Below are 19,772 nucleotides of genomic sequence, written 5' to 3' on the forward strand. Positions count from 1 at the left end.
CGGTCACCGCGGTGGCCGGGCCTTTTTCGTGGCCCGGCATGCCGTGTGTTGTGCATCACCCCACCCACTCTCTAGCGTCACGGTCACCGTTGACCGTTACTACCGGGGAGGTCCCCGATGGCCGTGGACGCCGGATCCGGACTCCCCGACCTGGAAGCTGTCGACCTCTCCGACCGGGACTTCTGGGTGGAGCCCCCGGAGGTGCGGCACGCGGTGTTCGACCGGCTGCGCGCCGAGCGGCCGTTCGCCTTCTTCGCCGAGCCGGAGATCCCCGGGCTGCCGGTCGGGCCCGGCTACTACGCCGTCACCCGGCATGCCGACCTGGACGCGATCAGCTCCCAGCCGCAGGTCTTCTGCTCCGGCAAGGGGGCGGTGTCCATCCAGAACATCCCGGCCGACCTGAACGAGTTCTACGGCTCGATGATCAGCATGGACGACCCCCGGCACGCCCGGATCCGGCGCATCGTGTCCAAGACCTTCACGCCGCGGATGCTGGAGCGGGTCGTCGACTCGGTGCGCGGCATCGTCGAGGACGTGCTGAGCGAGGCGCGCCGCACCGCCGAGGCGAACGACGGGCGCCTCGACGTCGTCGCCGACGTCGCCGCGCCCATCCCGCTGCGGGTCATCTGCGACATGATGGGAGTGCCCGCCGACGACCGGGCCCTGGTGCTGTCGGCGTCCACCGTCATCCTCTCCGGCGGCGATCCGGAGCTGATCGAGGACCAGGACGAGCAGCTCACCGCGCTGTTCGAAGCCGGCATCGCGCTCGCGGGGGTCATGGAGCGGCTCGCGGCCGAGCGTCTCGAGCGGCCCACCGACGACCTGACGACGGCGCTGGTGACCACCGAGGTCGACGGCGAACGCCTGACACACCAGGAAATCGGGTCCTTCTTCATCCTGCTGCTGGTGGCGGGCAACGAGACCACCCGCAACGCGATCTCCCAGGGCATCCTCGCGCTGTCCGAGCACCCCGAGCAGCGCGCGCGCTGGGCGGCCGACCCGTCGATCGACAAGACGGCGGTCGAGGAGCTCGTGCGCTGGACCAGCCCGATCAGCTGGATGCGCCGCACGGCGACGCGCGACGGCGAGGTGAACGGCCACCGGTTTGCCGAGGGCGACAAGTTCCTGCTCTTCTACGCGGCGGCCAACCGCGACCCGGAACTCTTCGCCGACCCGCACGTGTTCGACCTGACCCGCGACCCGAACCCGCACGTGGGCTTCGGGGGCCACGGCCCGCACTTCTGCCTCGGCGCCCACCTCGCCCGGCGGGAGATCGCGGTGACCTTCCGCCAGCTGTTCGAGCAGCTGCCCGACCTCGAGGTGGCGGGGGAGCCGGCCCGGCTGCGGTCGTCGTTCGTCAACGGCCTCAAGCGGCTGCCGGCGCGGCTGACGGACGTGCGGTGACCCGCATAGCGGTGGACCGGGAGCGTTGCGTCGGATCGGGTACCTGCGAAGTGCTGGCGCCCGACGTCTTCGAGGTCGACGACGAGGGCGCCCTCGTCGTGCACCGGCCCGAGCCGGCCGGCGACGAGGTGGACGAGGTCGAGGACGCCGTGCAGGCGTGCCCGACCCGCGCGCTGTCGCTGGTGGAGTGATCGGACCGGCCCGGCCGGGGTAGGGGACCGTCATGGAGCCCACTGTGAAGGACGCCCCCGAGGCGAACCGGTACGAGATCCGCGACGGCGACCAGCTGCTCGGCCACGCCGACTACGAGCGGCGCGGGGACACCGTCGTCTTCACCCACACCGAGGTCGACCAGGACTCCGGACGGAAAGGCCTGGGCAGCACGCTGGTGAAGGCCGCCCTCGACGACGTCAGGGCGAAGGGCGGCTCCGTCGTCCCGCAGTGCTCGTTCGTGCGCGGCTGGATCGGCAAGCACGAGGAGTACGGCGACCTCGTCCGGTCGCGCTGAGCCGACGGGACGGCGGCCGGCTCCCACTCTCAGAGGACGTGGTGGCCGTACATCTCCCCGAGCGGGTCGGCGATGAGCTCGATGCGCGCGCCGTCGGGGTCGCGGAAGTAGACCGAGACGCCGCTGTGCACCTCGTGCTCGACGCCGGCCCCGGCGAGCCGCTCGACCAGCGTCGCCCAGCGCTCGGGGTCGACGCTGATGGCCATGTGGTGCAGGCCGCCGAGCACCTCGGCGTAGGGGCCGACGTCGAGGCCCGGGAAGTCGAAGAAGGCCAGCAGGTTGCCGTTGCCGATGTCGAAGAAGAAGTGCGAGGAGCCCGGGTAGTCGCGGTTCTCGATCAGCTCGGTCAGCGGGAACCCGAGGACGTCCTGGTAGAAGCGGACGGTCCGCTCGACGTCGCTGCTGATCAGCGCCGTGTGGTGCAGCCCGCGCGCGGTCGATGCCGGACGTTCGCCGGAGGGCTTGAGGTGCGCCTCGCGGATGCGCGCGCGCTCCTGCTCGAGCGCGTCCAGGTCTCGGGTGCTCACGCTGGTGATCCTCCTCGGTGCGGCTGCCCGGACAACCCGCGGACGTGTGATCTCGTTCCCGCACGCGGTGCGTAGCCTCCGCCGGGTGATCCTGGAACACGCGCCGCTGACCGTCCGACCGGGGGAGCAGGAAGCCTTCGAGACGGCGTTCGCCCGGGCGCGGTACCTCATCGCCGGCGTCCCCGGCTTCCGGCGGCTGAGCCTCTCCCGGTGTCTGGAGCGCGACACCGGATATCTGCTGCTCGTGGAGTGGGAGCGGCTCGAGGACCACACCGAGGGCTTCCGCGGCTCGCCGGTCTACCAGGACTGGCGGGCGCTGCTGCACTCCTTCTGCGCCCCGTTCCCCATCGTGGAGCACTACGCCACCGTGCTCACGGCCGAGCCTGAGGAGGGCGCGTGATCGAGCTGCGCACCCTCGGCGAGCTGGATGCCATGCGCGCCGCCGGTGCGGTGGTGGCCGACATGCTGGCCGCCGTCCGGGCGGCTGCCGCGCCCGGCGTCCGCCTCACCCGGCTCGACTCGGTGGCCCGCGACGTCCTGGCCGACGCGGGCGCGACGTCACCGTTCCTCGGCTACGCGCCACTGGCCACCACCCCGCCCTTTCCGGGCGTCGTGTGCCTGTCGGTCAACGACGTCGCCCTGCACGGCATCCCGACGCCCGATGTGCTGGAGGACGGCGACCTGCTGAGCGTCGACGCGGGTGCGGTCCTCGACGGCTGGGTCGGGGACGCCGCGATCACCTTTCCGGTCGGGACGCCGCGGCCGGAGGACCTGGCCCTGGTCGCCACGGCCGAGCGGGCCTTGGAGGCCGGCATCGCGGCAGCCGTCGTCGGCAACCGGGTCGGTGACATCTCCGCCGCGATCGGGGCAGTCGGCCGCGCCGGCGGGTGCGGCATCAACACCGACCAGGGCGGGCACGGGGTCGGCCGCACGATGCACGAGGCGCCGCACGTGCCCAACGAGGGGCGGGCCGGCCGCGGGTTGCCACTGCGTGCCGGGCTGGTGATCGCCATCGAGCCGTGGTTCCTGGCCGGCGGCAGCGACGACTATCGCGTGGACGCCGACGGCTGGACCCTGCGCAGCGCCGACGGGAGTCGCGCCGCGCACGTCGAGCACACCGTCGCCGTCACCGACGACGGCCCCCGCATCCTCACCGCCCGCGGTGAGGTATAGGAACCTTTACCTGCGTTTTCGAGCCTTGGGTTCAAGGAGTCGATGCAACACCCCGCGGTGAAGTGGGGTGGTGTCGATGGGGCGTCCGCGGATGCCGAAGGAGATCGAGCGCAGGTTCTGGCGGCTGATCGCTGCGGGATCGGCGACGGAGCAGGCGGCGGAAGCGGTCGGCGTGTCGGCCGACACTGGGCAGCGGTGGTTCCGCGACGGTGGCGGCATGGCGCCGATGGCATTGACCGAGCCCAGCGACCGATTCCTGACCGTGGCCGAGCGGGAGACGATCGACCTGTGCTGGGCCGAGGGCTGGCCGCAGGCCGACATCGCCCGCGAGATCGGCCGGCATCCCTCGACGGTCTCCCGCGAGCTGCGCCGCAATCGACTCGAGGGCTATCCGCGGCGTCCGCCGCTGCCCGTCGGCCAGCGGCACCGCCCCGGGCCGGCGCCGGGGACTCAGGGCCCGGGACGGCGCCCACGGCTGCGCTATCGGGCCGCGCCGGCGCAAGCCAAGGCCGAGGCGCGGGGCCGCCGCCCGAAGCCGAGCAAGATCGCCGAGTTCCCCGAGCTGCAGGCCTACGTGCAGCGGCAGTTGAAGGAGGGCTGGAGCCCCGAGCAGATCACCGGCCGTCTGGTCGTGGATTTCCTCGACGATGAACGGATGCGCATCTCACATGAGGCGATCTACCAGGCCCTGTTCGTCCAGGGCCGCGGTGGGCTGAACCGGGAGCTGACCAAGCACCTGCGCACCGGGCGGGCGCTGCGTAAGCCCCGCCGTCGTGTCTGTCGACGACGAGTGAAAAGTGACCCCCAGGCGTCGGATGAAAGTTGACCCCCGCCGACACCTGAAGGGTGATCACTGTGGAGGACTGGGCCGAGATCCGTCGACTGCATCGGGCGGAGAAGGTGCCGATCAAGGAGATCTCACGGCGGCTGGGAGTCGCCCGTAACACCGTGCGATCGGCGTTGGCTGCTGACCGCCCGCCGAAGTACGAGCGGCGGCCGAAGGGGTCGCTGGTGGACGCGGTGGAGCCGCAGATCCGGGCGATGCTCAAGGAGTTCCCGCGGATGCCGGCGACGGTGATTGCCGAGCGGATCGGCTGGACCCACTCGATCACGATCCTCAAGGACCGCATCCGGGCGATCCGTCCCGAGTACGCCGGCATCGATCCGGCCGATCGGCTGATCCACGAGCCCGGGCAGGCGACCCAGTGCGACCTGTGGTTCCCGGAGGTGAAGATCCCGGTCGGGCACGGGCAGGCGGCGGTGCTGCCGGTGTTGGTGATGACCGCGACGTACTCACGGTTCATCTCCGCGGTGATGCTGCCCTCCCGGCAGGCTGGGGACCTACTGGCCGGGATGTGGCAGCTGATCAGCGCGGTCGGAGCGGTGAGCAAGACGCTGGTCTGGGACCGGGAATCCGCGATCGGCGGCACCGGCCGAGTGAGCGCACCGGCGGCGGCATTTGCTGGCTCGCTGGCCACCCAGATCCGGCTGCTGCCCCCGCGCGACCCCGAGTCGAAGGGGATGGTGGAACGGAACAACGGGTTCTTGGAGACCTCGTTCCTACCCGGCCGACAGTTCTCCTGCCCGCACGACTTCAACGACCAGCTCACCGACTGGCTCCCGACGGCCAACCGCCGGCTGGTGCGGGCCACCGGCGCCCGCCCGGTCTCGGCCCTGGAGGCCGACCGGGCGGCGATGACGCCGCTGCCGCGGGTCGCCCCGGCGGTCGGGCTGAGCCACCGGGTGCGGCTGGGCCGGGACTACTACATCCGACTCGACGGCAACGACTATTCGGTCGACCCGCGAATGATCGGCCGGATCGTCGACGTGGAGGCCTCCCCCACCCAGGTGGCGGTCGTGCACGACGGCCTCGACGTCGCCGTGCATCAGCGGTGCTGGGCCAAGCGGGCGGTGATCACCGATCCCGAGCACGTGCGCATCGCCGCCGAGCTGCGCGCCGAATACCGGCTGCAAGCGGCCGAGGCGGCACGTCGGTCGCGGGCCCGTCACCACGAGGACGGGCATCCGGTGATGCTGCGCGCCCTGCCCGACTACGACGCGCTGTTCGGCTCGGACTTCGACCCCGCCGGCGCAGTCCAGGCTTCGATGCCGGAGGGCGCGCGGTGAGCCCGGTGATCACTCGCGGCGCGGATCTGCCCGCCGACGCCGGCCACGTTGCCGGCCGCAGCAGCAGTGAGTTGGTCTCCCACATCGCCTACCTGGCGCGAGTGCTCAAGACCCCGATCATCGGCCGGATTTGGGCCGAGCTGGCGACCCAGGCCCGCGAGGAGCACTGGTCGCACGAGGAGTACCTGGCCGCCGTGCTGGCCCGCCAGGTCGCCGACCGAGAAGCCAACGGCACGCAGATCCGTCTGGCCGGAGCTCACTTCCCGCAGGTCAAGACGCTCGAGGAGTTCAACGTCGACCACCAGCCCTCTCTGCGCCGCGACGTGCTCGCGCACCTGGCCGGCTGCGCCTACATCGGCCGAGCGGACAACGTCGTACTGCTCGGCCCGCCCGGAGTCGGCAAGACCCACCTCGCCCTGGGCCTGGGCCTCAAGGCAGTCCAGGCCGGACATGCGGTGCTCTTCGACACCGCTATCGGCTGGATCACCCGACTGCGTGACGCCCACACCGAGGGCCGGCTGGCCGCCGAACTCAAGCGACTGCGCCGCTACCGGCTGCTGATCATCGACGAGGTCGGCTACATCCCGTTCGACTCCGCCGCGGCCAACCTGTTCTTCCAACTGGTCTCCACCCGCTACGAACAGGGCTCGATGATGATCACTTCGAACATGCCCTTCGGCCGCTGGGGCGAGGTCTTCGGCGACGACATCGCCGCCGCCGCGATGATCGACCGCCTCGTCCACCACGCCGAGGTCATCACCCTCGCCGGGGACTCCTACCGCACCCGCGCCCGCCGCGAGCTCCTCGCCCGCGACCCGGCCGCGGCCACCCGCACCACCCCGCCGGCTACCGGGCCGACGGACTGACCAACCAACCCCAGGGGGTCAAGATTCACACGACGCCAGGGGGTCAATTTTCGGGCGCCGTTGACAGTGTCGATGGCCGCCGGGAACGGATCAAGGACAAAGTCATGATCTCCGAGCGGCCCGCCGAGGCCGACGACCGCGCCGTACCCGGCCACTTCGAAGGCGACCTGATGGTCGGCAAGGACAGCGGCTCGGCGGTCGGCACCCTGGTCGAGCGCACCACCCGGTTCACCATGCTCCTGCACCTGCCGGCCGATCACGGTGCCGAAGCCGTCCGCGACGCCATCACCACCAAAATCGCCACGCTGCCGGTACATCTGCGCCGCTCGCTGACCTGGGACCAGGGCATCGAGTTGGCCAGGCACACCGAGATCACCATCGCGGCCGACCTGCCGATCTACTTCTGCGATCCGCACAGCCCCTGGCAGCGCGGCACCAACGAGAACACCAACGGCCTGCTCCGCCAGTACCTGCCCAAGGGCACCGACCTCTCGGTGCACACCATCGCCGACCTCGAGGCCATCGAGACCCGACTCAACGGCCGACCCCGCAAGACCCTCGGCTTCAAGACCCCCGCCGAAGCCTTCGCCCAGCTACTCTCCGAAGATCAACAAGCTGGTGTTGCGACGACCAGTTGAATCCGCCAGCCGAGAACGTAGGTAAAGGTTCCTATGCCTGGGGTCAGCGCAGCGCCTGGTCCAGGTCCGCGAGCAGGTCGTCGACGTCCTCGATGCCCACCGAGAGGCGTACGAGGTCGGCCGGCACCTCCAGCGGCGAGCCCGCGGCGCTGGCGTGGGTCATCCGGCCGGGGTGCTCGATCAGCGACTCGACGCCGCCCAGCGACTCGGCCAGCGTGAACAGCTGCGCCCGCTCGCATACCTTCAGCGCCTGCTCCTCACCGCCGCGCAGGCGGAAGGACAGCATCCCGCCGAAGCCGGACATCTGCTTCGCCGCGATGTCGTGGCCCGGGTGGTCGGGGAGCCCCGGGTAGAGCACCGAGGCGACGTCCGGGTGCCCGAGCAGGAACTCGGCGATCCGAGCCGCGTTGGCCTGGTGCCGGTCCATGCGGACGCCGAGGGTCTTGATCCCGCGCAGCACCAGCCAGGCATCGAAGGGCCCGGCGACGGCGCCCATCGCGTTCTGGTGGTACGCCAGCTGCTCGCCGAGCTCGGCGTCCGAGGTCACCAGGGCGCCGCCGACGACGTCGGAGTGGCCCCCGAGGTACTTCGTCGTGGAGTGCACGACGACGTCGGCGCCCAGGGTCAGCGGCTGCTGCAGGTAGGGCGAGGCGAAGGTGTTGTCGACGACGAGCAGCGCGCCGTGCTCGTGCGCGAACTCCGCCAACCGCGCGATGTCGGCGATGTTGAGCAGCGGGTTGGTCGGCGTCTCGCACCAGATGACCCGGGTCGTCGGCCGCATGACCGAGCGCAGGGCGTCGAGGTCGTTGAGGTCGGCCGGCGTGTGCTCGACCCCCCACCGGGAGGCGACGCGGGAGATCAGCCGGAACGTGCCGCCGTAGGCGTCGCCGCCCAGCACGATGTGCGAGCCGGGCTCGCAGACCGTGCGGAGCACGGTGTCCTCGGCGGCCAGACCGGAGGCGAATGCCATGCCGCTCGTGCCCTGCTCGAGCGCGGCGATGGCCTCCTGCAGCGCCGTCCGGGTGGGGTTGGCGCTGCGGCTGTACTCGTAGCCGCCCCGCAGGCCGCCGACGCCGTCCTGCTTGTAGGTGGTCGTGAGGTGCACCGGGACGATGACCGCGCCGGTGGCCGGGTCGGGCTCCTGGCCGGCGTGGATGGCCCTGGTGTTGAAGCCGCTCATCGAGTCACCGTATGCGGCAGGCCCGCGAGGTGCCCGAGGACGTCCTGCCGGGTGACCACGCCGGCGGGCTTGCCGTCGACGTGCACGAGGAGCGCATCCGCCGAGCCGAGGGCGGTCACCGCCTCGGTGACCGCCTCGCCGGAGCCGATGATCGGCAGTGGCGGGCTCATGTGCTTCTCCACCCGGTCGGACAGGCTCGCCCGGCCGGCGAACAGCGAGTCGAGCAGCGTCTTCTCGTCCACCGAGCCGACGACCTCGCCGGCGGTCACCGGTGGTTCGGCACGCACCACCGGCAGCTGGCTGACGCCGTACTCGCGGAGGATGTCGATGGCGTCCCGGACGGTCTCGTTCGGGTGCGTGTGCACGAGGGTCGGCGTCTCGCCGGACTTGGTGTGCAGCAGCTCGCCGACCGTCTCGCCGGACGCCGACTCGAGGAAGCCGTAGTCCGACATCCAGGCGTCGCTGAAGATCTTGTTCAGGTAGCCGCGGCCGCCGTCGGGCAGCAGCACCACCATCACGTCGTCCTTGGTCAGCTTCGTCGCCGCCTGCAGGGCGGCGACCACCGCCATCCCGCAGGACCCCCCGACCAGCAGGCCCTCCTCGCGGGCGAGCCGGCGCGTCATGGCGAAGGAGTCGCCGTCGGAGACCGGGATGATCTCGTCGGCGATCTCGCGGTCGTAGGTCGACGGCCAGAAATCCTCGCCGACGCCCTCGACCAGGTACGGGCGACCGGTGCCGCCCGAGTACACCGACCCCTCGGGGTCGGCGCCGACGACGCGCACCTTCCCGCCCGATGCCTCCTTGAGGTATCGACCGATGCCGCTGATCGTGCCGCCGGTGCCCATACCGGTGACGAACGTGGTGATCCGGCCTTCGGTCTGCGCCCATACCTCCGGCCCCGTCGTCTCGTAGTGCGACTGCGGGTTGGCCGGATTGGAGTACTGGTCGGGCTTCCAGCCGCCGGGCGTCTCCCGGGCGAGGCGGTCGGAGACGGAGTAGTAGGAGCGCGGGTCGGCGGGGTCCACGGCCGTGGGGCAGACGACGACCTCGGCGCCGTAGGCCTTGAGCACGTTGATCTTCTCCTGCCCCACCTTGTCGGGGCAGATGAAGATGCACTTGTAGCCGCGCTGCTGCGCGACCAGCGCCAGGCCGATGCCGGTGTTGCCGCTCGTGGGCTCGACGATGGTGCCGCCGGGCTTCAGCGCGCCGCTGGCCTCGGCCGCGTCGACCATCCGGACGGCGATCCGGTCCTTCACCGACCCGCCCGGGTTGAGGTACTCGACCTTGGCCAGCACGAGCGGCGCGTCGGGACCCAGATCGCGGGTCACCGAGGTGAGCCGCACGAGTGGGGTGTTGCCGACCAGGTCCACGACGGACTCGGCGTACTGCACGGGGCCTCCTCGCAACGGCACCGACCGTCGGCGTCCGTACGGCCATCCCATCAGATGGACGGCCGGGTGTCCGCCTGCGTTCCGGGCCCAGCCGGTGGGCAGGGGCGCGGGATGAGCCGGACCGACGTTCCCGAGGGAATCGCGGCGGACGTCGCAATCACCGGGTTCTCGCCGACGGCCGAGGAGGGGGCTCGCATCGACGCCCTGGCGGGCGGCTGAGCCGTCGGGCGAGGATGCGGGCATGACTTCTCCCGTGGGCACCCGCACGCTCGGACAGGACGGCCTGACCGTCTCCTCGCTCGGTCTCGGTTGCATGGGCATGAGCCAGATGTACGGCGCCGCCGACCGGCAGGAGTCGATAGCCACCGTCCACCGGGCGCTGCAGCTCGGCGTCACCTTCCTCGACACCTCGGATGTCTACGGGTTCGGGCACAACGAGGAGCTGGTGGGCGAGGCGATCGCCGACCGCCGGGACGCGGTGCAGCTGGCCACGAAGTTCTCCCTCGGGCAGGACCAGAACGGCGCCCGGACGATCGACGGGCGGCCGGAGAACGTCCGGCGCTGCGCGGAGGCCAGCCTGCGCCGGCTGGGCGTCGACGTCATCGACCTCTACTACCAGCACCGCGTCGACCCGGAGGTCCCCATCGAGGACACCGTCGGCGCGATGGCAGAGCTCGTGGAGCAGGGCAAGGTGCGCTACCTCGGTCTGTCGGAGGCCAGCGCGGCGTCGATCCGGCGGGCCGTCGCGGTCCACCCGATCGCCGCGCTGCAGAGCGAGTGGTCGCTGTGGACCCGGGACCTGGAAGTGGCAGGGGACGGCGGGGCGCGCAGAGACACCGTGCTGGAGGTCGCCCGCGAGCACGGGATCGGCATCGTCCCGTACAGCCCGCTGGGCCGCGGCTTCCTCACCGGCGCCATCACCAGCCCCGACGACTTCGACGAGGACGACTTCCGGCGCAACAACCCCCGATTCCAGGGCGAGGCCTTCTCCGCCAACCTGCGATTGGTCGACGCCGTGCGCGACCTCGCCGCCGAGAAGGGGGCGACGCCCGGTCAGCTCGCGCTGGCGTGGGTGCTCGCCCGGGGCGAGGACGTCGTCCCGATCCCCGGCACGAAACGGCGCCGCTACCTGGAGGAGAACGTGGCCGCCGTGGCCGTCGAGCTGACCTCCGACGACCTGGCCCGGCTCGACGCCATCGCCCCGCCCGGGGTGGCGGTCGGCGGCCGGTACGCGAGCAGCGCCTACGCCTACGGCGACAGCCCGGAGAAGGTGGCGTGACCGAGCTCGCGAGGTCACCGAAGAGCAGAGCACCCGTGGGCACGTGGCCGACGAGCGCCAGCGAGGAGGGCGCGTGACCGAGCTCGCGAGGTCACCGAAGAGCAGAGCACCCGTGGGCACGTGGCCGACGAGCGCCAGCGAGGAGGGCACCAGTGACCGAGCTCGCGAGGTCACCGAAGAGCAGAGCACCCGTGGGCACGTGGCCGACGAGCGCCAGCGAGGAGGGCGCGTGACCGAGCTCGCGAGGTCACCGAGGAGGAGAGCACCCTTGGGCACGTGGCCGACGCCCGACAAGAGGAGGGTGCACCAGTGACCGACCGCCTGCTCGTCGCCGTCTTCGCCTCGCCGGTGTCGGAGGTGCTGCTGCGGTGGGGCGGGGAGCTGGGCTTCCGGACCGTGCTGGTGGAGCCGGGGGACGGCGCAGTCGACGTGCGGGCGGACCGCATCGCGCGCGGCTTCGCGGAGATCGAGGACGAACTGGCCGGTGGGGACGCCGACGTCGTCGTCACCGACCACCACCGCGACGAGCTCGGGAACCTGCTGCGGGACGCCCTGAGCCGGCCCGCCCGGTGGGTCGGCGTCATGGGCAATCCCCGCCACGAGGGCCCGCACGTCGCCGCCCTCACCGCGCTGGGTGTGCCGCCGGCGGAGATCGCCCGTGTCCACCGGCCGATCGGCCTGGACATCGGCTCGCGACAACCGGCCGAGATCGCCCTGTCCACCCTGGCCGGGCTGCTCGCCGACCGCAACGGCCGTGCCGGCGGCTTCGCCCACGGCGGCTGACGGCGGCCGTGGCCGACGTCCTGCTCGGCGCCGACCTCGGGACCTCGGGCCTCAAGCTGGTGGCGCTCGATTCGGCCGGTGGCGTGGTGGCGGAGGCCGAGCGCGCCTACGGCTACGACCGCCCGGCGCCGGGGCGGGCGGAGAGCGACGTCCGGACGTGGCACGCAGCTCTCGACGCCGCCGTGGCGGCCGTGGTCCCGCGGCTGGCTGGAACGCGCGTACGGGCACTGGGGATCGCGGGCCAGATGCACGGCGCCGTCCTCGTCGACGGCAGCGGCGCCGCCCTGCGCCCCGCGCTGCTGTGGCCCGACCAGCGTGGCGAGCCCCACCTCGCACGGTGGCGGGATCTCGCCGCCGGCGATCGCGCGGCCCTGGGCAACCCGCTGGCCGCCGGGATGACCGGCCCGCTGCTCGCCTGGCTGGCCCGGCACGAGCCGGAGGCGCTCCGGCGGGCATCGGCGGTGCTGCTGCCGAAGGACGCCCTGCGGGCAACGCTGCTGCCCGGTACGGATCCGGCGGTCACCGACCGCAGCGACGCCTCGGCGACCCTGCTGTGGGACGTGGTCGCCGACGACTGGTCCGCGGCCGCGGTCGCCGCGGCGGATGCCGACCCGGCACTGCTGCCCGTGGTCCGGCCGTCGGAGGAGGTCGTCGGCAGCGCGCGCCTCCCGGTCGGCGAGGTGCCGGTCGTCGTCGGAGGTGCGGACACCCCGCTGGCCCTGCTGGCATCGGGTGCGAACACCGGGGCGCAGATCAACCTGGGTTCCGGCGCCCAGCTGCTGCGGCCCGGCCGACGGCCGGCGCCCTCGGTGGACCCGGTCGTGCACACCTATGCCGACACCACCGGTGGGTGGTATGCGATGGCCGCGCTGCAGAACGGCGGCTCCGCCTGGGAGTGGGCCTGTGGAGTCCTCGGGCTGTCCTGGGCGGAGTTCGTCGACGCGGCCGCGTCGGTGCCGGCCGGTGCCGGGGGAGTGGTGTTCCGGCCGTTCCTGACCGGTGAGCGCGGGACCGTCGCCGGGCCCGACGATCGCGGCGGGTGGATCGGGCTCTCGGCCGGGACCACGCGCGCCGACCTGGCCCGTGCCGCGGTCGAGGGCGTGGTCTTCGCGGTCCGGACGGCGTTCGAGCTCCTGGACGCGGCCGACCGCGAACCGGTCCTGCTCACCGGTGGGGGCGCGCGCTCCGGCGTCGTCGTCCAGCTGCTGGCCGACGTGCTCGAGCGGCCCGTGCGCCCGCTCGGGCTGCGCAGCGCCTCGGCGGTCGGTGCGGCGCTGCTGGCCGGGCGAGGGGTGGGGATGGACGTCCACCCGGAGCGGGACGCCGGGCCGCTCGTGGAGCCGAGGCCGGCACGTGGTCTCGCGGACGCCGCCGCCCGCTGGACCGGCGCCTGAGCCGGCAGGCATGGAACGTCGGCGCACGCAGGCCATCCGGCAGTCCACCGACAAAGGCCCAACAGCTGGCCGAGGACCGGAAGACCCGGGCGACGATCGACGACGTGCGCCGCCGCATCCAGGGTGGCGGTCGCGGAGGCAGGGGAACGGGCGCCGGCCCGACCGTCCAACCCCGCCGGATCAGGCGGGGTCGGGCAGCCGCACGTGCGCGAGGGCCGCGTCGTGCAGCGCTCCGTTCGTGGCGATGGCATGGCCGCCGGCCGGACCCGGGGCGCCGGTCAGATCGGTGAACCGGCCCCCGGCCTCCCGCACGATGACGTCGAGGGCGGCGAGATCCCAGACCGACACCTCGGGCTCGCACGCGATGTCGACCGCGCCCTCGGCCAGCAGGCAGTAGCTCCAGAAGTCGCCGTAGGCGCGCGTGCGCCAGACCGAGCGGGTCAGGTCGAGGAAGCCGTCCAGGACGCCGCGCTCCTCCCAGCCGGACAGGCTGGAGTAGGACAGGCTCGCGTCGCCGAGGTCGGTGACCTCCGAGACCCGGCAGCGGGTGGCGGACTCCAGACGCCGGCCGGTCCACGCGCCGACGTCCTTGGCCGCCCACCAGCGGCGGTTGAGGGCCGGCGCGGACACCAGCCCCACGACGGGTTCCTCGCCGTCGAAGAGGGCGATGAGCGTGGCCCACACCGGCACGCCGCGGACGAAGTTCTTCGTGCCGTCGATGGGATCGAGCACCCAGCGGCGCGGGCCGTGCCCGGTCGTGCCGAACTCTTCGCCCATGACCGCGTCCCGGGTGCGGGCGCGGCTCAGGGTGATCCGGAGCATCTCCTCGACCGCCCGGTCGGCGTCGGTGACCGGCGTCAGGTCCGGCTTGGTGTCCACCGTCAGGTCCTGGGCCCTGAACCGGTCCAGGCTGATCGAGTCGGCTTGATCGGCCAGCACGTGTGCCAGCCGCATGTCCTCGGAGAATCCCCGGCCCGATGTCATGGGCACCGAACCTAGCGGGGTCTCAGTCGAAGACCGCTGAACTGACCCCGCTCGGCCCCTCGTACTCCCGGTCCTCGATCTTCTTGAGGGCCTCGATCACGTCGTCGTCACCACCCTGCTGCTCGGCATGCCGGACGATGTCGTCCTTGCTCGCCGGGTAGTCCATGCCGGACAGGGCCTTCTGGATGTCGATGGGGCTCACCATGCCTCTGCCCCTACCCGGGTGAAGTCGACCAATGCGTCGATACCGTCGAGGAGTGGACGCCGCGACGATCGCCGGGCTGCTCGCCGATCCGGCCCGGCTGAAGGTGGTCGCCGCGCTGGCGCTCGGCGCCGGGACGATCGAGGAGGTGTCGGCGGCCTCGGGGCTTCCGCTCAAGGACGTCGCCCTGGCCGCCCGCCGGCTGGCCCGCGCCGGGCTCGTCCACCGGGACGGGCACGTCCTCGCGTTGCGCACCGAGCGCTTCGGGGCGGCGGCCCGGGCCGCCGCCGAGTCGGCCCCGGCCCCGGAGGCGCTGTCCGACGACCCGGCGGAGAACGCCGTGCTGACCACCTTCGTCCGGGACGGCCGGCTGGTCTCGATCCCGGCCCAGCACAGCAAGCGCCGGGTGGTCCTGGAGCACCTGGTCCGGGTCTTCGAGCCCGGCGTCCGGTACCCCGAGCGCGAGGTCAACGCGCTGCTCGGCGTCTGGCACGCCGACGTGGCGGCGCTGCGCCGCTATCTGGTGGACGAGGGGCTGCTGTCCCGGGAGGCAGGCGTCTACTGGCGCAGCGGCGGTTACGTCGAGGTCTGAGTCGGTTTCTCGACTTGGCGACCTGTCGACGAATCCGTTCGACGACCGGCGCCGGCGTCCGCACACTGCCGGGGTGGTCCCGACCCCGTCCGCCGACACCTTCGCCGCCCTGGCGCGCTCGTCGCCGTGGCGCTGGTCGACCCTGCGATTCACCGTGTCCTGGGCGGAGGATCGGTGGACGACCGGTGCGGTGCGGGCCTGGCTGCGGCGGCCCGACCTGCTGCGGGTGGAGGAGCTGGACGGCGCGCTGCTCCAGGTGGTGCGCGACGCCCCGGACGGGAATCGGGTGGTGCCGGTCCTGCGTCCCGACGGGCTCGTCGCGAGCCGTCCCGCGCCGTGGGCCTCCGGCACCGACGCCCCGATGTACCAGAACTACCACTGGGTGGCGATGCTCGACCCGGCGGAGCTCGCCGACGGGATGGACCCCGACACCGACCGCACCGTGCCGGGCGCCGACGTGGAGTCCGTGGCCGAGGTGGAGCACGGCGGGCGGCCGGCGTGGGAGGCCGCCGTCCGCCCGACCGCCGCCTACGAGCCGCGCTGCGGCTGCTGCTCCCTGCTGCGCTGCCGCGCGGTCGACCTGGTCGAGTACCGGGACCACCCGGAGCACGTGCTGGCGGCATACCCGGACGCGTACCGGGTGCGGCTGGACGTCGGCACCGGCGTCTGCGTGCTGACCGAGCAGATCGGCGGGCTCACCCCCGGCAAGGGGCACGACGTCCGCATCGAGGCGGTCGACGAGCCGATGGACGACGGGCTGTTCTCCGTGCCGCCCCGCCGGCCGTTCCGCCGGCGGTCGGGGTGGTCGCCCTTCCGCTGACCGGCCCCCTCGCAGGATCTCGCCGCGAGCGTGTGAGTGGCGGGGGGCGAGGGGGTCCTTACCAGCCGGGGCCGACCTGCCCGACGGCGCCGAGCAGCACGCGCAGGGCGGCCAGCTGATCCTGGCGGGCCGGGGGGCCGGCCGCGGCCCACGCGTCGAGAGCGCAGCCGGGATCGTCGGCCGTGTGCCCGCAGCCCGGCGGGCAATCCACCGCCGCCTCGGCGATCTCGTCGAAGGACGCCAGGACGTCGTCGGCGGTGACGTGCGCCAGGCCGAACGACCGGATGCCCGGGGTGTCGATGACGGTGCCGCCGTCGGGCAGGTCGAACAGCACCGCCGAGGACGACGTGTGCCGCCCCTTGCCGATCTTGCTCACGTCACCGGTGGCCCGGAGGGCATCGGGGACGAGTCGGTTGACCAATGTCGACTTGCCGACACCGGACTGCCCGACGAACACGCTCATCCGGTCGGTGATCCGGTCGAGCAGGGGTTCCAGCGACACCTCGCGGGAGATCGCCACCGCGTCGAGCCCGAGGCCGGCGTACCGGTCGAGCAGCGGCTGCGGGCTGCCCAGGTCGGTCTTGGTCAGGCACAGCAGGGGCTCGAGACCACCGGCATAGGCGGCGACCAGGCACCGGTCGAGGAAGCCCAGCGCCGGCTCGGGGTCGACGACGGCGGTGACGACGACCAGCAGGTCCGCGTTGGCCACCACCACCCGTTCCGTGGGATCGGTGTCGTCGGCGGTGCGCCGCAGGGACGTGGCCCGTTCCTCGATGGCCACGATGCGGGCCAGGCTGTCGGTGCGGCCGCTGGTGTCGCCGACCACCCGCACGCGGTCGCCGACGACGACGCCGTGCTTGCCCAGCTCGCGGGCGCGCATGGTGGTCACGTCGACGGCGCCGTCGGGCCCGTCGACCCGGACGGTCATCCGGCCGCGGTCCACGGCGACGACGAGCCCTGGGACGGCGTCGGCGTGCGTCGGCCGGGTACGGGTGCGGGGACGGGAACCACGTCGGCTGGGCCGGACCCGGATGTCGTCCTCGTCCGAGCGGCTGTCGTGGCGTCGCCCGCTCATGACCGGCCGCTCAGGGGTGCGCTCCGGCCGGCTCGCCCAGCAGACCCGCCCAACGCTCGGTGAAGTCGGGCAGCGTCTTGGTGACCGCGCCGGGGTCGGCGACCCGCACGCCGTCGATGGCCAGTCCGAGCACCGCGGCCGCCATGACCATGCGGTGGTCGGCGTAGGAGTCCAGCTCCGCCGGCCGCCGGGGGCCGGGCTCGATCGCCAGGCCGTCGGAAAGCTGCTCGATCCGGGCGCCCACCGCGGTCAGCACCTCGTCCAGGGCCTGCAGCCGGTCGGTCTCGTGGCCCCGCAGGTGGCCGATGCCGGTGAGCCGGGAGGGGCCGTCCGCGAGCGCGCAGAGGGCCGCGAGCACCGGCGTCAACTCACCCACCTCGCCGAGGTCGGCGACCAGCGGGCGGATGGTGTGCCCGCCGGTGACCTGGAGGCCCTCGGCAGTGCGGGTGACCTCCGCCCCCATCCGGGCCAGCAGCCGGTCGAGCTGGGCGCCGGGCTGGGTGGTCGCCTCCGGCCAGTCGCGGACGGTCACCCGACCGCCGGTGACCAGGGCGGCGGCGAGGAAGGGGGCGGCGTTGGAGAGGTCGGGCTCGATGACGACGTCCCGCGCGGCGACCGGCCCGGGAGCGACCCGCCAGCCGCGCTCGGTGGCGACGACGTCCACCCCGTGCGCGCGCAGCGTCGTCACGGTCATGTCCACGTGCGGCATCGAGGGCACCCCGCCGGTGAGGGCGAGGTCGATGCCGTCGTCGAACCGCGCGGCGGCGAGCAGCAGGCCGGAGACGATCTGCGAGGACTCGCCGGCGTCGACGACGACCGCCCCACCACGCACCCGCCCGATCCCGTGCACGGTGAACGGTGCGCGGCCACGACCGCCGTCGTCCACCTCGACGCCGAGCGCGCGCAGCGCGGCCAGCAGACCCGCGTTGGGACGGTCGCGCAGGCGGGCGTCGCCGTCCAGGCGGACCGGACCGGCGGCCAGTGCGGCGACCGGCGGCAGGAACCGGAGCACCGTGCCGGCGAGTCCGGCGTCGACCTCGGCCGGCCCGGTGAGCGGGCCCGGGGTGACCAGCTGGTCCGGGTGGGTGGGCGAGCCATGGTCGTCGATCCGCACCCCGAGCGCCCGGAGGGCATCCGCCATCAGGTCGGTGTCCCGCGCGCGCAGCGGCCGGACCAGCCGGCTGGGTCCGTCCGCGATCGCCGCCAGGATCAGCGCCCGTGCGGTGATCGACTTGGAGCCGGGCAGGGCGACGACGGCATCGACGGGCGCCGTGCGGTGCGGCGTCGTCCAGACCGGGGGCATGCCTACATCCTGCCCGGTCGGACGCGCCGCACCGCCGTCAACCGTCCGTCAGGCGCCCGCAGGCTTGGCCTTCTTCGCCGGCACGGTGCGGACCAGGCGCCGGTTGGCGAATTCGAACATGCCGAGCTCGGACAGCTCCCGGCCGTAGCCGGAGCGCTTGACGCCGCCGAAGGGCAGCTCCGGGGACGAGCCGGTGGGCTGGTTGATCCACACCATGCCGGCCTCGAGCCGGTCGGCCACCGACCGCGCGCGGTCCAGGTCGCCGGAGAAGACGGTCGCGCCCAGCCCGAAGTCGCTGTCGTTGGCCAGCTCGATCGCCTCGTCCTCGTCCTTGACCTTGTAGACGACGGCCGCCGGGCCGAACAGCTCCTCCCGGAAGGCCCGCATCTCGGGGGTCACGTCGGTGAGGATCGTGGCCTCGACGAACGCGCCGGGCAGGTCGGGGCGCTTGCCGCCGGCCACGACCGTGGCGCCCTTGTCGATCGCGTCCTGGATCTGCGCGTGCAGGTCCTCGGCGGCGCGCTCGGAGGACAGCGGCGCCAGGGTGGTCGACGGATCGGCCGGGTCGCCGGGGGAGAAGGTGGCGAACGCCTGCTGCAGTCCGCCGACGAAGTCGTCGTACAGCTCCTCGGTCACGATGAACCGCTTCGCGGCGGTGCACGCCTGGCCGGTGTTCTGCATCCGGCCCATGGTGGCCGCCTTGACGGTCGAGCCCAGGTCGTCGGCGTCGAGCACGATGAACGGGTCGCTGCCGCCCAGCTCCAGCACCGACTTCTTCAGGTGCCGGCCGGCGATCTCGGCGACGCTCGCACCGGCCCGCTCGCTGCCGGTCAGGGTGACGCCCTGGACGCGGCGGTCGGCGATGACCTTCTCCGTGTCCGGGATCTGCAGGAAGACGTTGGTGAACACCCCCTCCGGCGCGCCGGCGTCGGTGAACAGCTGCTCGATGGCCAGTGCGCACTGCGGCACGTTCTCCGCGTGCTTGAGGATGATCGTGTTGCCCAGCACCAGGTTCGGGCCGGCGACCCGGACCACCTGGTAGAAGGGGTAGTTCCAGGGCTCGATGGCGAGCAGGACGCCGACCGGGTCGGTCTCGACGACGGCGTCGCCCTTGCCCATCATCACGTCGATCGGCTTGGGCTCGAGGAAGCCCGGGCCCTTCTCGGCGTAGTACTTGAGGATCATCGAGCACAGGTAGAGCTCGCCCGTTGCCTCCTCGCGGCGCTTGCCCATCTCTTTCGTGATCAGACCGGCGAGCTCGTCCCGGCGCTCGTCGATCAGCTCGGCGGCCCGGGCGACGACGGCCGCGCGCTCCTCGACGGGGCGGCGGCGCCACTCCTGGTAGGCGGCGTGCGCCCGTTCGACGACGCCGTCGATCTCGCCGGTGTCGAGGAAGGGGAACTCCTGCTCCGTCTCCCCGGTGTAGGGGTTCACCGTCGCGTACGGCCGGGCGCCGGCGTCGCTGGCGGTCTTCGGGTGGTCGGTCGGGGGGGTCTGCGTCGCGGTCACGCGGGTGATCCTCGTCT

21 protein-coding genes and 1 pseudogene are annotated in these 19,772 nt (G+C 72.8%); 14 read left to right on the plus strand and 8 right to left on the minus strand.

Annotated elements, in window-relative coordinates:
* Positions 1 to 117: 117 nt before the first annotated feature.
* Genes FHU33_RS04880 through FHU33_RS04885 form a run of 3 tightly spaced genes read left to right on the plus strand, consistent with a single transcriptional unit; the run spans position 118 to position 1,912 of the window.
* A complete protein-coding gene (locus FHU33_RS04880; protein WP_170182323.1) occupies positions 118 to 1,404 on the plus strand; it encodes a cytochrome P450 in 1,287 nt (428 codons plus the stop codon).
* Positions 1,401 to 1,595 carry a ferredoxin gene (locus FHU33_RS24825; protein ID WP_170182324.1) on the plus strand — a complete coding sequence of 65 codons (195 nt, stop codon included), beginning with the start codon at positions 1,401 to 1,403 and terminating at the stop codon, positions 1,593 to 1,595. The genes FHU33_RS04880 and FHU33_RS24825 overlap by 4 nt, the downstream gene beginning before the upstream one ends.
* Positions 1,596 to 1,627: 32 nt before the next feature.
* On the plus strand, positions 1,628 to 1,912 hold the full coding sequence (locus FHU33_RS04885; protein WP_142024339.1) for a GNAT family N-acetyltransferase: 285 nt from the start codon (positions 1,628 to 1,630) through the stop codon (positions 1,910 to 1,912).
* Between the two features lie 29 nt (positions 1,913 to 1,941).
* Here the strand turns inward: FHU33_RS04885 and FHU33_RS04890 are convergent, their stop codons facing one another.
* The gene (locus FHU33_RS04890; protein ID WP_246063276.1) at positions 1,942 to 2,439 is read right to left on the minus strand and encodes a VOC family protein; all 498 of its coding nucleotides are present in this window, start codon (positions 2,437 to 2,439) and stop codon (positions 1,942 to 1,944) included.
* An 85-nt stretch (positions 2,440 to 2,524) separates the two neighbouring features.
* On the opposite strand from FHU33_RS04890, the gene FHU33_RS04895 reads away from it, so the two are divergent.
* The 6 genes and pseudogenes from FHU33_RS04895 to FHU33_RS04920 all read left to right on the plus strand — a co-directional run.
* Complete coding sequence (locus tag FHU33_RS04895; protein WP_142024340.1) at positions 2,525 to 2,839, plus strand: antibiotic biosynthesis monooxygenase family protein; 315 nt, start codon at positions 2,525 to 2,527, stop codon at positions 2,837 to 2,839.
* Positions 2,836 to 3,612 (plus strand): type I methionyl aminopeptidase, encoded by a 777-nt coding sequence (gene map / locus FHU33_RS04900; protein ID WP_142024341.1) that lies wholly within the window; start codon positions 2,836 to 2,838, stop codon positions 3,610 to 3,612. The genes FHU33_RS04895 and map overlap by 4 nt, the downstream gene beginning before the upstream one ends.
* A gap of 76 nt (positions 3,613 to 3,688) precedes the next feature.
* On the plus strand, positions 3,689 to 4,438 hold the full coding sequence (locus tag FHU33_RS04905) for a helix-turn-helix domain-containing protein (RefSeq protein WP_142024342.1): 750 nt from the start codon (positions 3,689 to 3,691) through the stop codon (positions 4,436 to 4,438).
* 20 nt (positions 4,439 to 4,458) lie between these two features.
* Entirely contained in the window at positions 4,459 to 5,739 is a 1,281-nt protein-coding gene (gene istA, locus FHU33_RS04910; protein WP_142024343.1) for an IS21 family transposase, read from the plus strand.
* Positions 5,740 to 5,744: 5 nt separating this feature from the next.
* Positions 5,745 to 6,605 carry an IS21-like element helper ATPase IstB gene (gene istB, locus FHU33_RS04915; protein ID WP_281281617.1) on the plus strand — a complete coding sequence of 287 codons (861 nt, stop codon included), beginning with the start codon at positions 5,745 to 5,747 and terminating at the stop codon, positions 6,603 to 6,605.
* A gap of 77 nt (positions 6,606 to 6,682) precedes the next feature.
* Positions 6,683 to 7,243: pseudogene (locus tag FHU33_RS04920) on the plus strand (IS30 family transposase); the annotation flags it as partial.
* Between the two features lie 43 nt (positions 7,244 to 7,286).
* Here FHU33_RS04920 and FHU33_RS04925 read toward each other — a convergent pair.
* Both FHU33_RS04925 and FHU33_RS04930 read right to left on the minus strand, forming a co-directional pair.
* Entirely contained in the window at positions 7,287 to 8,423 is a 1,137-nt protein-coding gene (locus tag FHU33_RS04925; protein WP_142024344.1) for a cystathionine gamma-synthase, read from the minus strand.
* Complete coding sequence (locus FHU33_RS04930) at positions 8,420 to 9,814, minus strand: cystathionine beta-synthase (protein WP_142024345.1); 1,395 nt, start codon at positions 9,812 to 9,814, stop codon at positions 8,420 to 8,422. Before FHU33_RS04930 ends, FHU33_RS04925 begins: the two co-directional genes overlap by 4 nt.
* 241 nt (positions 9,815 to 10,055) lie before the next feature.
* On the opposite strand from FHU33_RS04930, the gene FHU33_RS04935 reads away from it, so the two are divergent.
* From FHU33_RS04935 to FHU33_RS04945, 3 genes are all read left to right on the plus strand, one after another.
* Positions 10,056 to 11,093, plus strand: coding sequence for an aldo/keto reductase (locus tag FHU33_RS04935; protein ID WP_142024346.1), 1,038 nt, complete (start codon positions 10,056 to 10,058; stop codon positions 11,091 to 11,093).
* A gap of 309 nt (positions 11,094 to 11,402) precedes the next feature.
* Positions 11,403 to 11,876 carry an XdhC family protein gene (locus FHU33_RS04940; protein WP_142024347.1) on the plus strand — a complete coding sequence of 158 codons (474 nt, stop codon included), beginning with the start codon at positions 11,403 to 11,405 and terminating at the stop codon, positions 11,874 to 11,876.
* An 8-nt stretch (positions 11,877 to 11,884) separates the two neighbouring features.
* A complete protein-coding gene (locus tag FHU33_RS04945) occupies positions 11,885 to 13,270 on the plus strand; it encodes an FGGY family carbohydrate kinase (RefSeq protein WP_142024348.1) in 1,386 nt (461 codons plus the stop codon).
* A 180-nt stretch (positions 13,271 to 13,450) separates the two neighbouring features.
* Here the strand turns inward: FHU33_RS04945 and hisN are convergent, their stop codons facing one another.
* Positions 13,451 to 14,254 (minus strand): histidinol-phosphatase, encoded by an 804-nt coding sequence (gene hisN, locus FHU33_RS04950; protein WP_142024349.1) that lies wholly within the window; start codon positions 14,252 to 14,254, stop codon positions 13,451 to 13,453.
* A 22-nt stretch (positions 14,255 to 14,276) separates the two neighbouring features.
* Positions 14,277 to 14,459 (minus strand): DUF2795 domain-containing protein, encoded by a 183-nt coding sequence (locus FHU33_RS04955; protein ID WP_142024350.1) that lies wholly within the window; start codon positions 14,457 to 14,459, stop codon positions 14,277 to 14,279.
* A 52-nt stretch (positions 14,460 to 14,511) separates the two neighbouring features.
* On the opposite strand from FHU33_RS04955, the gene FHU33_RS04960 reads away from it, so the two are divergent.
* Positions 14,512 to 15,048: a DUF2087 domain-containing protein gene (locus tag FHU33_RS04960; protein WP_142024351.1), complete on the plus strand. Its 537-nt coding sequence runs from the start codon at positions 14,512 to 14,514 to the stop codon at positions 15,046 to 15,048.
* Positions 15,049 to 15,121: 73 nt separating this feature from the next.
* On the plus strand, positions 15,122 to 15,868 hold the full coding sequence (locus FHU33_RS04965; RefSeq protein WP_142024352.1) for a hypothetical protein: 747 nt from the start codon (positions 15,122 to 15,124) through the stop codon (positions 15,866 to 15,868).
* 58 nt (positions 15,869 to 15,926) lie between these two features.
* Here the strand turns inward: FHU33_RS04965 and rsgA are convergent, their stop codons facing one another.
* Genes rsgA through FHU33_RS04980 form a run of 3 tightly spaced genes read right to left on the minus strand, consistent with a single transcriptional unit; the run spans position 15,927 to position 19,755 of the window.
* Entirely contained in the window at positions 15,927 to 16,943 is a 1,017-nt protein-coding gene (gene rsgA / locus FHU33_RS04970; RefSeq protein WP_142024353.1) for a ribosome small subunit-dependent GTPase A, read from the minus strand.
* 10 nt (positions 16,944 to 16,953) lie between these two features.
* A complete protein-coding gene (gene aroA, locus FHU33_RS04975; protein ID WP_142024354.1) occupies positions 16,954 to 18,246 on the minus strand; it encodes a 3-phosphoshikimate 1-carboxyvinyltransferase in 1,293 nt (430 codons plus the stop codon).
* Between the two features lie 48 nt (positions 18,247 to 18,294).
* Entirely contained in the window at positions 18,295 to 19,755 is a 1,461-nt protein-coding gene (locus tag FHU33_RS04980) for an NAD-dependent succinate-semialdehyde dehydrogenase (RefSeq protein WP_142024355.1), read from the minus strand.
* Positions 19,756 to 19,772 lie beyond the last annotated feature (17 nt).

The organism is Blastococcus colisei (assembly GCF_006717095.1).
Classification (GTDB): Bacteria; Actinomycetota; Actinomycetes; order Mycobacteriales; family Geodermatophilaceae; genus Blastococcus_B; species Blastococcus_B colisei.